Annotated in this window: 11 protein-coding genes; 7 read left to right on the forward strand and 4 right to left on the reverse strand. The window is 48.0% G+C overall.

The genetic code is table 11. The features are described from left to right. The first annotated feature begins 43 nt into the window (after positions 1-43). Genes AADJ11_RS15955 through AADJ11_RS15965 form a run of 3 tightly spaced genes read left to right on the forward strand, consistent with a single transcriptional unit; the run spans position 44 to position 1,827 of the window. Positions 44-613, forward strand: a complete 570-nt coding sequence (locus tag AADJ11_RS15955) for a hypothetical protein (RefSeq protein WP_341235504.1) — start codon at positions 44-46, stop codon at positions 611-613. After that, positions 604-933, forward strand: a complete 330-nt coding sequence (locus tag AADJ11_RS15960; protein ID WP_341235505.1) for a hypothetical protein — start codon at positions 604-606, stop codon at positions 931-933. The genes AADJ11_RS15955 and AADJ11_RS15960 overlap by 10 nt, the downstream gene beginning before the upstream one ends. A gap of 51 nt (positions 934-984) precedes the next feature. Continuing rightward, complete coding sequence (locus AADJ11_RS15965; RefSeq protein WP_341235506.1) at positions 985-1,827, forward strand: GNAT family N-acetyltransferase; 843 nt, start codon at positions 985-987, stop codon at positions 1,825-1,827. Between the two features lie 192 nt (positions 1,828-2,019). On the opposite strand, the gene AADJ11_RS15970 is transcribed toward AADJ11_RS15965, so the two are convergent. After that, positions 2,020-2,670, reverse strand: a complete 651-nt coding sequence (locus AADJ11_RS15970) for a GntR family transcriptional regulator (protein ID WP_341235507.1) — start codon at positions 2,668-2,670, stop codon at positions 2,020-2,022. Between the two features lie 86 nt (positions 2,671-2,756). Between AADJ11_RS15970 and AADJ11_RS15975 the strand changes: the two genes are divergently transcribed. The 4 genes from AADJ11_RS15975 (at position 2,757) to AADJ11_RS15990 (ending at position 7,965) form a co-directional block, all read left to right on the forward strand. Next, positions 2,757-3,224 carry a YbaK/EbsC family protein gene (locus AADJ11_RS15975; RefSeq protein WP_341235508.1) on the forward strand — a complete coding sequence of 156 codons (468 nt, stop codon included), beginning with the start codon at positions 2,757-2,759 and terminating at the stop codon, positions 3,222-3,224. Beyond that, the gene (locus AADJ11_RS15980; protein ID WP_341235509.1) at positions 3,217-4,101 is read left to right on the forward strand and encodes a hypothetical protein; all 885 of its coding nucleotides are present in this window, start codon (positions 3,217-3,219) and stop codon (positions 4,099-4,101) included. Before AADJ11_RS15975 ends, AADJ11_RS15980 begins: the two co-directional genes overlap by 8 nt. A gap of 392 nt (positions 4,102-4,493) precedes the next feature. Next, positions 4,494-6,347: a hypothetical protein gene (locus AADJ11_RS15985; protein ID WP_341235510.1), complete on the forward strand. Its 1,854-nt coding sequence runs from the start codon at positions 4,494-4,496 to the stop codon at positions 6,345-6,347. Between the two features lie 121 nt (positions 6,348-6,468). Beyond that, positions 6,469-7,965 carry a reverse transcriptase domain-containing protein gene (locus AADJ11_RS15990; RefSeq protein ID WP_341235511.1) on the forward strand — a complete coding sequence of 499 codons (1,497 nt, stop codon included), beginning with the start codon at positions 6,469-6,471 and terminating at the stop codon, positions 7,963-7,965. A 162-nt stretch (positions 7,966-8,127) separates the two neighbouring features. Here the strand turns inward: AADJ11_RS15990 and AADJ11_RS15995 are convergent, their stop codons facing one another. From AADJ11_RS15995 to AADJ11_RS16005, 3 genes are all read right to left on the reverse strand, one after another. Continuing rightward, complete coding sequence (locus tag AADJ11_RS15995) at positions 8,128-9,567, reverse strand: cyclic GMP-AMP synthase DncV-like nucleotidyltransferase (protein ID WP_341235512.1); 1,440 nt, start codon at positions 9,565-9,567, stop codon at positions 8,128-8,130. A gap of 679 nt (positions 9,568-10,246) precedes the next feature. Next, positions 10,247-10,840: a YeeE/YedE thiosulfate transporter family protein gene (locus AADJ11_RS16000; RefSeq protein WP_341235513.1), complete on the reverse strand. Its 594-nt coding sequence runs from the start codon at positions 10,838-10,840 to the stop codon at positions 10,247-10,249. 3 nt (positions 10,841-10,843) lie between these two features. Next, complete coding sequence (locus tag AADJ11_RS16005; RefSeq protein ID WP_341235531.1) at positions 10,844-11,392, reverse strand: YeeE/YedE thiosulfate transporter family protein; 549 nt, start codon at positions 11,390-11,392, stop codon at positions 10,844-10,846. Between the last annotated feature and the right edge of the window lie 356 nt (positions 11,393-11,748).

The following is an 11,748-nucleotide window of genomic DNA, read 5'->3' on the forward strand; positions in this document are numbered from 1 at the left end:
TAGCCACTGTTTTTTTGCAGTTCATTAATTGTAAGCACTCGATATGAAGACGCTGAAATCACTCCCCTCTGATCTTTTGTTAGTGTCCGATCTGGATGCTGATGCGCATGAAAAACTTGCCCACCGCGCAATGACGCTTGCGGAACTCTGGTCACAACGAAGGATGCCACAATCACTCATCGGCACTCGGGTCGGGATCATCGCCGAACTGCCCGGATGGCGCAACCCCACCGCGCTTGCGCTTGGTGTTCAGGCCATGGGCGGAAATTGTGTGTCTGTTTCAGCCCGCCTTGAAGGAGCTGAAACCGTCGAAGATCTGGCGGGATATATGGATAACTGGTTCGATTTGTTGGCCGTGCGCACTCCGCGTTTACAGCGACTTTCGGATTTTACCAACGCACTCAGCGCCTCGGTGTTGAACCTGCGAACGAATGAAAATCATCCCTGCGAGATCATTGGCGATCTGGCTTACATTCTTTCGCAACGCGGCACGTGGGAGGGTCTACGCGTGGCCATTGTTGGACCACGGGCAATATCGCCGAGTCATGAGAAGAGGCCGCAGAGGTTTTGCCGATCGATCTTGTTCAGGTTGCCCCTCCAGATTTGGCACTGACGCTTGCTGAAACAAGGCAAAACATAACAGTGACCGACGACCTTGACGCAGCGAAGGACGCGGATGTCATCATAACCGATTGTTGGCCGGCCAACGCCTTGGAAACGGATCGCACGACGCTCTTGCGACAGCGCATTGACGCCACCTTTTTGAACACCTGCCGGTCGGATGTCCTATTTATTCCGTGCCCCCCTGTTACACGCGGGGAAGAAGTGACTGCTGATGCGATGCAGCACCCAAGATGTGTGGCGACACAAGCTAAAGAGTTTTTGATGCATGCCCAAAACGCCTTTGTTGAACAGGCTTCAACTAAACGATAACGTCTTGTTGAAAATTAAAGCCCGAAAATTCAAGGCGGGAAACTGAGCCCTATGACTGTACCAAAAATCACTTCCGCATTGGGCTATTCTCAGGATAAGTTACGAAAGGCGATGCTTGACGCATTCTCTGATTACGCGATTCCGATGCAGCTCAGCCCACAGCAGTTCGCGGAAATGATGCGGCAGCGTGGCTTGGATTTGGCCAGTTCCCGCATTGCCATCAGCGACAGTCAGATAGCAGGCATCTGGCTAACATCTGTACGCGAGGACCGCGCCTATTTGATTTCCAGCGGAACTCGTCCCTCGTATCGATCCCTTGGCATTGCTCGGGCCTTGGCAAATGACAGTCTTGCGTATCTGCGCTCGATCAGCGTTTGCTCCTTTCAAACTGAAGTTCTGCGCAACAATGACACCGCTGCGGCTCTGTACATGTCACTTGGTATGGAGAAACAACGGCTACTTGATTGCTATAGCCTTCCAGCGTCGGGCTGCTCTAATTCTAACCCGTTCCAGTTCGAGCAGGTCCCTTGGGATCGAATTGCCCCGCTGACGCGTGGCCTGTTCGACTGGGAGCCGTCGTGGCAAAACGACACTCAATCGCTCAATGCGATCTCCAATCAATTGTTGTGCTTGTCATTATTTGATGGTCCAGACGTCATTGCCTTTGCAGCGGTCCACCCGGGAACGGGAACAATACATCAAATAGCAGTGCGACCGAAGTCTCGACGCAATGGGATTGCGACTGCATTAATTGCTGGAATCCAGAACCAATTGCCAGGCTGCGCTTTAAGGCTGATCAATATTTGCAGCACTGATGCAGCGTTTCGTGGTTTGATGGCCAATTTGAAAGCCACAGAAACGGTTGGGCAGTTTGAATTGAAAATGCCCATGTGAATTTTGGCTTGATCATTTGGCTGTTCCGCCAAGCCGACATTCGCAAGCACCGCAGCATCCGTTACAATGGGCTCACTCCAGACGTTTGGTGCCTAACACGGCAAGGTTCGCACTGCGGACAAACCTACCGTTCATGCACGTTGGATCAATGTCGGCTTTCGTAGTCATACCTGTTCGTGGGCCCTAAATTGACTACGCCTTGGATAGCATCGCAATTCGCATCTTCTCACTCGCCGAAAGAATATGCCGTTCTAGGATAGCACACGCTTTTTCCGTGTTTCTGGCCATGCATGCTGCAATCAGTGCGCGATGCTCATCATGGGATTGGGTCGAATAGTCGAGATCAACTGCTGTAAGGTGGAAATAACGTTGTGACGCATCATTTAACGACGCGATGTGCGCGAGTAGGCGTGGTCTTTCGCAGGGCTGTATAAGAGCCATGTGGAAATCCCTGTTCAAGGCCGCGAAGACCGCAATATCCGAACGCTCAGCCTCATCCTGAATGGTGATAGCACGGTCGATTTGTCTGTTCGTCAATTCAGGCATGGCAATCTTGAGCGCAAGCGGCTCAGCCACAGCGCGCATTTCATTAATCTCTACAAAACTAGCGGGGTCCAGCGGTGAAACCGTCGCACTTTTATTGGCGGGAACAACGACAAGACCCTCCCGTTCAAGAATTTTCAAGCTGTCCCTGATGGGCATTCGGCTTGTTTGGAATCTGTCGGCAAGCTCTTCCTGATACAAAACCTCGCCCGGTTCGCGGTCGCCTGCAATGATTTCCGCACGAAGTACGCTGGCGATATGCTCCGCTGTTTCGCCATCTCTGGTAGGTTTTTGTTTCATGCCAATGCTCCTTCGCAGAGCATAGTCAGCTTGACGGAATGTAGACAATAGATAAATCTGTATCCAATTGATTCGTGAGGATACAGATGTCGAAGAGTGTGAGCCGTGTAGAAAGAGCAATTTCTGATCTGAAACTGGATGCTTCTGTTGAACGCATGCCGGAATCAACAAGGACAGCGGACGACGCTGCCGCAGCCTGCGGCTGTTCAGTTGGGCAAATTGTAAAGTCGATGATTTTCGAAGGTGTTGAAACGGGAAACCTGAAGCTGCTTCTCGTGAGCGGTCAACATGATGTTGATCTCGGCAAGGCTCCTGAACTGTTTGGTGAGCCATTAATAAGAGCTGATCCAAAGCGGGTCCGGTCAGAGACCGGTTTTGCCATTGGTGGTGTGTCACCAATCGGCCACCTGTCGCCAACGGAGACGTGGATCGATGCGGCGCTCCTTGATCACGGCACTGTTTGGGCGGCGGCGGGTGCGCCAAACGCAGTTTTCAGTGTGTCTCCAACGAATTTGAAACAAGTGACCAACGCAGCGATTTTCAAGCTTGATTGATACAAACGATTTCTCGGCAAGACCTGTCATTATCGCTGCGATTACCCTTCAGGCCATGGGGAAGGTTCTCTATGGCACATGGCTTGAAAACTTCCCGGCAACTTTGTTTGTTTGCATCAGTTTTACCCTGACAGCCTTATTCTTTCTGTCTACGTCGAAGGGAGGGATCGGCGTAGCAAAATGGGGAACATTGCTGTTCCTGAATGTTGCGACAGCCATCACATTTCTATCTCTTTTTCTCGCCTTGAAGCTCATTCAGCCAGCCATAGTTGGAGCAGTCGAAATTTCCGTTGGACCCATAGCGGCTGTGGTGATTTCGTTTCTTTTACATCGAAAGGCTCCGACAGGGCAAAGCATTCTGGTGTGCGGCATCATCATGGCCGGTTGCCTTGTCTTGGGTGTATCGGCCTTCTCAGGCACTGGGTTTCAGGCTAGCAACAACGCTGCACTTATTGGGCTTTTGGCAAGTTTTGCGGCGGGAATTGGTGCGGTTTTGATCACAATTGCGTCCAAATCCCTTCTTAGGTGTGGCTGGAAATTTGGTGCAGTTCTGGCCCATCGTTTCTATGTCATTGTAGCCGTCTCTCTGGGCTTGGTCTGGTTCTCAGATATGCCGAGCATTCAGTGGTCAGTCCAACTGTCCCTTTTGCTGCTGCTAGTTACATCTATCAGCGTTCTCGTACCTCTATATCTTCTTCAGGTCGGAATAAGCCGGTGCGACCCATATACTGTGATGGTGACCATGGCAGCGCTTCCTGTATTGACGTTTTTCTTTGAAGGGTTCTCATCGAAGTATCAGTGGTCATGCGCTACCGCAGCCGGGTTGATTGTCATCACAAGTGCGGTTCTTTGGGATGTGTCTGTAAGAAAAAAATAGCTATGGGTTCTCATAAGGGAGACATTCGATCACCGCGCAGCATCGGTCAAAGAGGGCTCCTAGCTGCCATTAGATCGATTGCAGCATGTTTGCGGAACTAGTTGCCGGCCACGAACAAGGACGGCCCAAAGCCGCCGTTAGTGTGAATCGCGTCTAATGGCAGCCCCCAGCCCATAGCCGACCTTTATCCACACCGCAGCGAATGGCGGAAGTGAGCCCATTCTGACTGATGCTGCATAGTGGACGAACGATCGCTTTGAATAGCCCCTTAGGGAACTAGGGGCTATTCACTCTGGACCCAAAAGCTCTGACGACGGACAGGTCGACTTCAGTTGCTTTCATCGTTAACAATTTGGCTAACGTCTTTTCTGGATCCAAACAGCGAACTGATCATGAACAATAAAACAAATTCATCCCCTTCTCCTGTACAGAACGCTAGTGAGATTGACGTGAAATCACTTGTGATCTGGTACCATTTTCCGTTTGCTGTTCTTGAAGATGTTGATCTAAGAAACGAGTGGAAAAGTGAGCAAGCCCTAGCAAGCTTCCAGCAAACTAATTATTTTCATCCTTATGTCACCCGGGCGCTTTGGGTGAACCCGTCGGATGAAAAACGTGCGCCACTATTTGATCGGTTAACACCAAAACGACCGATAGTCGGAAATGCAGTTTATGCCTACGTTGATCATTTTCTAGAATCTACAAAAATCGACAAAGAAATTAGCACCCCCGATCATCAGGAGGTTGAGAAGCAACTAGGCGGCGAAACGCCTAGGCAAAGAAAATGGTACAAAGGCAAGGTATTTGAGGTGGAACTGAGGCATTTGCTTCCGTCGAAGACAACGAGCGAGAAAGACCCAGGCATCGCGATTCTCATAGTCGGCGTAAAATACGACGGCATGAGCACCGAAATTGTAACTGATTTAAACCAGGCGTTGACACCTCCCAAAACATTCACTGCCCTTACGCTCGCCGCCTCACAACAGATATTGAATCGAAGCCGTCGGGCATTCCCAACTTGGTTTAAGGACGCTAGCGGTACCTCAGACAAGCGAGGTACGATGCCTGGCGACTCATTTTCAGGTATCCTCGGTCATGGCGTTTCGCCCAACGGCGCTGAGGTTCGCAAGAAACACTCAAATGGAGAGATGCCATTAATGCCTTGGGTCGCTGAACTCGTCGCTCCATTCACATTAGACGGTAAACAATCGAAGCCGTTTGGCGATGAACGTTCCTATATATCGAGCTGTGTCGTAATTGGCGACGGGCTTGATACAGGAAGTGTTCCCACCATTGAAAGCCTCAAACCTTCGGACTTGTTTCGCTTGGCGGAAGTCGATGATGACGGTGATGGGTACTGCTATCAGAAACCGTTCTTGGACAAGATGAAAGAGGATTACTTTTACGATCGTCATACCCGAGACCCGGACACACAGACCGGCAATACTACCCAGTTTTTATTGTCCCAACATCATCTTTGTGCGGTTGGCAGCGGAGCTTTTACCGCAGACTTCATCGCAAACGAGGATCCATTGTTGGGGCATTTGTCCCAATATTATCGTCACATGCAATTTTTGTGCGTCTTCGAATATTTCCGTTTGCTTCAGTTCTCGCAGCAACTTACTGCACTAGTTCAAGAAGACCGACAATCGCGAGAAACAGGTGACGAAACCGATGATGATCAGCGATACGAGCTGTTCGCAAGCGGTTTATATAAAATTCGACAGGACTTTTTAGACTTCACACATTTACATCACTTCAGTAACATTTCCTCTCAACTACAACCTCGCGAAATGTTTGAAAAGCTGTACAGCAATTTCGGGATTACCGAGATGTTTCATGAAGTTGAGCAAGAACTGAACGTAGCCACTGAATTTTTGACAATGAGACTTGAACAAAAGTCCCAAAGAAGCTCTGAAAAGCTCAACAATCTTCTGTCTATTGGCGTTCCCTTGTCCCTGATCGTTGGAGCTGGGGGCATGAACATATTTCTTGGTTCTCAAGCACCTATCTTTCTTGGCGGAGGCTTGGACGGCCCGATTCCGTGGTACATGCAACTGGCTCAATTGTTTTTTGTTGTCGGGCTTACAAGTGGCATTTGGGCATTCGCCTCGGATATTTTTCTGAAAAAAAGTGCGCGATTATGGATTCTTATATGCGTTTTTTCATTTTTTGGTTTGGCTCTTTCCGCAAATTTTGAACTTATAAAACCTTGGATTTCAATTTTTAGTAAAACTAAATTATAGGATGTTCTACTTTTGACAAACCGATTTTCGATGCTTCTTCAGCATCCGATGTGTCAGAAAATCGAACAACCGATAAAATTCATTGGCTCAAGAACCCAGAAACCTGAAAATCGAGACTAGTATGAAAACAAGTGCAGATTTTTTTAGGTACGATTACCGCAGCTCTCTTTTTCCGATGGCAACTACCAAGTTCTTAGTCGATTTTGGTGGTTCTCGTTTGCTCGAGCACTCGAAAAAATGCGTTGAAGGTAAGCAAAACTTCGACTTCTTACCGCAGGTAAGAGCCTATGCTTCAAAGCCAAAACGTCATCTGAGAAGAACGACAAAACTTGATCCTTCCGCAGAGTATTTTTTGTATGACCTAATTTATCGAAATCGGGCACTTTTTTTGGAACCCAAATTAGATAATCGCGAGCACTACGGCTACCGGTTTGATGAAGATGATATCCCGACTTCCGCAACAGAAACATATGGAGCTTTTAGAAGCGCCAATTCAGATTACGAAAGGCAGTATAAGCACAGCCTTTCATTTGATGTCGCTTCATACTTCAATTCAATTCGACATGATGATATTGTTGAATGGCTTCATATCATTGGTATGAACTCTGATGACCTACGAGCTTTAGACACATTTCTTGAGCAAAGCAATTCAGGAAGAAGTTCGGATTGTTGGCCACAAGGAATTTACCCTGCAAAAGTGATGGGCAATGATTTTCTTCGATTTTCTGAAGAAAATTCAAGTTTAAAAGCTACCAAGATCATAAGATTTATGGATGATTTTGTATTATTTTCGGATAGCGAAAGCGATTTGATTGAAGATTTCTTTTTGTTCCAAAAAATAATTGGAGCAAGAGGGCTCTCTGTAAATCCGAGTAAAACGTTCTTCCGCAATTTAGACACAAAAAACGAAAACGAAGATATTCTTGAAGTTAGAGCACGCCTACTGGCAAAACGCCGTAACGCAATACAACTAGCATACGCTGAGGACTTCGATGATGCGCATGGCGGCATCGAGTTGGAGGCAGATGAGCTCGAATATATTCAAAAACTTCTTAACAGTAATGACTTGTCAGAAGATGACGCTGAACTTGTTCTTAGTGTATCAAGGACACAACCTGAGAGCGTCAAGAAACACCTTACAAGGCTCACTATACAGTACCCCCATCTCGCCAAAGGCATCTGGTCGTTTTGCGATACTCTAAACGACATTGAGGTCGTTCATAAACTTGTAACCGAAGTATCTAGAGACCCCAGTATCCAAGAGTATCAGTTGTTCTGGCTATCTCAAATTCTTTCAGATGTAGCAGATAACCTTATTGTGGAAGGTTGGGGGATAGCTGAGATATCACAGAATATCTATAATCATAAAAACGCGACTGATCTATCTAAAGCAAAATTGCTAGAAATCGATATACAAGACCCGGGACTGATGGAGTGGCGGCGAGATCACCTTACATCCGGTCGGTCTGATTGGTTGGTCTGGGCAAGCGCCATAGGCCATCGAAGTATAATCCAGAATGCGACTGTCAGGCGGTTCTCTTCCTTTGCAAACGCCTCGAGCATCAACGAACTAATTCTAGACATCGTTAGAAACCCAGACAAAGAGGGCAGCGCATGAGCAGTTAATCTGCAAACGCATTTGGATTAACTACGATGGTGCTCACTCTTAAAAATTGGAAAAAACCAGGAAAACTATGATCATTGCTGAATTCTATTGTTAGAGCGATTATGCTTCAGCTCGAATTTTTCTCTGAAACTGGGTAATTTGCTCTTTCACAAGCTACTTGACGACAACATAAAACGGTTCGCTATAGCCAGCCAACCGATTGTCGCTCCTTCGGATAATAAATGCTTCTGCCATATGTACGCCTCTGTATTCGAGACTTTCCCAACGACGATTTCCCTCATTTGGACTTTCAAATCCACCTCTTCCCTTTTTTAGTGCGATGGCCACGGCTCCTGTGTTCGTTATGCGCCAGCGCACGTAATAGTCTCCGGGAACTGCTTGAAATTTGTTAATTTTTACATCGAACAATAAGCCACCACGAGGAGGCAAGACCTCGCCCGAGTTGACCCGGTTATTCTTTCCAGAAGCTTTGGACGCGCGGTATTCCGCAAAGACTTGAACGTTTCGAGAGACGTTTTCAACAGGCTGCCACTGGGGCACTTGAAGGTGGGAGGGGCTCCTAAATTTTTCTGGTAAGATTGTAATGCCAAAATCGACAACCGCCTCAACTAAGCTATCGAGATGTGCGGCGCTATCCTTCAGAAGTGTGAGAACATGTAGCGCGCCCGTGGCTTCGGCCTTCTTAACGTTTTCACCTTTGGCGAACTCGTCTCCAAACACTCGTCGCCATTTTTCGATACTATCGGAGCGAGTATCAGCAACAATCGCCTCATCAATCCACTTCCGGTACTTGTTTACGAATTTTCTAAAGTTGGCGTACTGAGTATCGTTCCAAAGTTCGGCGAAGTCCTCTGATGTTAGCGATGGGTTCTCGACAATTGGTCTGTCCGGCCTAGCCTGCAACCAATCGTCCAGTCTTCCCATGATAGTTTGCAATGCACTAGGCGTGTCTGCAAAGGCTGGTGAATCCTTATCAAACCATTCAATGCGATGGCCGATGAGTGTTGTAAGCAAAATAGACGGGCAGCTAAAACGCTTCTTGATATCTCGAATGTACTTAATTAGTCGCGTTGCCTTGCGGAAAGAATTGTTGCCTGAGTAACCATTTTTCTCTCTTATCCAACGAGTGTATTCGATGGGTTGAGATTCGTTAAAACTGTCGCTTCGCCTATCGCAAACTTCAAGAGTACCTTGAAATTTTCGATCCATCACCAATGGAGCGATATCAATCTTGCAGTCATCAGCGTAGGTTATTGTAACACAATAATCATAGACCTGTGTTTTGTCTCCGTATCGACCACTGTTTTGGAAAATTCGACCAAGTTCTTTTACATACTGTGCTGCACTCCAACCGTCGACAGATTTTACCTTAACAAGAAGATCCGCGTCGAATTCACCGCCATCTACTGGGCGAATGATAGTGTCATGAGCCCAAGACCCCTGTTCAATAAAAGTTGAAATCTTTGGATCCCAGACAGATTCCTTTAGAAAGGTTTTGATTACTTCAACACGGGTTTCAAGTTGGCCGATACGAGTCGCATTTAAGTTGACTGATTCAGCTAGAAATTCACCAAAAATTTTAACGTGCTTCATTCGTAGCCTAACTAAATATATATTTTATCGAATTTTGGCTCTGTGGACTGCCAGTACAAGATGAATTAGGGAAAGGTGTGAACTTTCCAAAAACTTTATCCGCTGATGCACGCCACTTAAGGCTGTGTAAAGCCCTTGCCCAAATTCTTTCGAATATGCCTTGTTCGCCAGCTTATTAGAACCGGTTGCGCGTGCCTGTTCTGCAACTCTACTCTAGGATCATTTGGCGTTGCCAACGGTGAATTCTGAGAACAGCATCCAAGCTCATCGTATAGCTGAAACTGAAGATATAGCATCACAATTTTGAGCGATTACCATATTTAAAGGCACCTAATACCGTATGATAGCTGCGCCAGCCGACCTTAACGCCTCAATAATGCTGCGGCAACGCACCAATGTCTGCAATGACGAACAGAATCGCAGCATTTGAGATCGTCACCACGGGTAGGTTTGTGCTGTTCGTTCGACTTTGCAAAGTACACTATCTGCACATAGCTGCCGTTGGTGCGGAGCGCAGCGAATGTCCGCAATCCGCCCTGTGCCGACCTACACGAACGGCCCATATCATACATCCTGAACCAAAGATGCAATTAGGCGCATCATCGATGGTTCCGATCAAGCCATAGGCACCCATGATCCTGCGCAAAAGCATTTTTTGGGGCGTTTGCCTGAGAAATGACTACTTTGCAGGAGCTTCCACTCTCTTGTTCCCGCCCACAATTGTGTCAGGTAGTACAAATGCCACCAGCACGAAGACCGCACCGATCACTATCCCAAGCACATCACCGGAGATGTTCATCAGACCAGCGTAAGGCGACCCCGGCACCGTCCCAAGCGTGACTTTACCACCTGCCAAATCGTCGAGCAGACCAGAGGCTTTCCAAAGCGGATATGTAGCCATGTAGGCTGCTGCGCCCAACAGTCCGCCAGCAATGAAGAACAACGCATCCTTTCGGCCTGTTGCCGCCGCGCAGACACCCGTGCCCGGGCAATATCCAGAAGCTGCCCAGCCGACACCCAGCATCAGCCCGCCGACAAATACGCCGATGTAGGCCGCTTTCACTGACATATGGCCCACGTCTACCAGCCCCAGTATCTGGCCACCGAACATTAGTATAGATCCAACACCGATCGCCAGCAGGATCGTTTTCATCAGATGTAACCGCCGCAGCGTCAACATCCCACCGATCCAGTTCGGGTTCGTCGCGCCAATCCTGTCCAATACGGCACCGAACGCCGCACCTATCACAAGAGCAAGAACAATGGATGTCATAGCTTAACCCTTTTTATAAATTAACATTGCAGTGGGAATGGCGGCAGCAAAAGCGCCTGCTGCAAAGATATAACCCGACAGCGCGGTCTGCATCATGCCCGACATCATGTGACCCGAGGTGCAGCCACCAGCAAGGCGCGCACCATAAAGCACCACAATCCCACCAAGAAAGGCAACAGCATAGCGCTTCATCGGCGTATCTCCATAATTCTCACGCCAGATCGCCGGGGCCGTCCGCTCAACCAAGTCGACCCCGCCGCGCAGCCGCGCCGATAAGAAGGCCCCAGCGGCCATGGCAAGGACGAAGACAAAGCTGTAATTTAAGGGGTTGGCAGCGCTCTTTGCATATTTACCATTCGATTTCGCCATATATGCGTTGGTGGAGGTATAGCCTTCATCTGTCTGGGTGATGAAATCAGAACTCACTACATCTGCAACGATCGCGTCAAGAATAACAAACTGCGTTGACACACCAATGGGCTTGACGAGCAACACGGCGGCGAAAAACACCAACCCGAGCAACATCCCCCCAACCTTCCAATTTAATATCATCTGCTTCACTCCTATATATTCCATTTTTAGAATATAGGGGATTTATCTCAATTGATTTGATCTATATCAATCACGCTGGGCTAAGTCCTACCTTGCCCGACAATGCTCAGTTTTACTAAGCACTCAGGAATACATCTGTGAATTTTCCCCGCCATTGCTTCTGACGTCTGCGCACCGTGGTCAGCTATTTAAGCAAGGAGGTGCCACTTTCCCACGACGGACGATGAAAGGAAGCACGCTCTTAGCCAATTCAGGTATTTGGGTTGCTAAATGGAGCTGCCCTCTGCACTGCGAAGTTTCCCTATAAGTTCGATGTACCGAACGCTGCACTTGAACCTAACGGCTGCTGTGGGCGG

Source organism: uncultured Sulfitobacter sp. (assembly GCF_964021855.1).
In the GTDB taxonomy this organism is placed as follows: domain Bacteria; phylum Pseudomonadota; class Alphaproteobacteria; order Rhodobacterales; family Rhodobacteraceae; genus Sulfitobacter.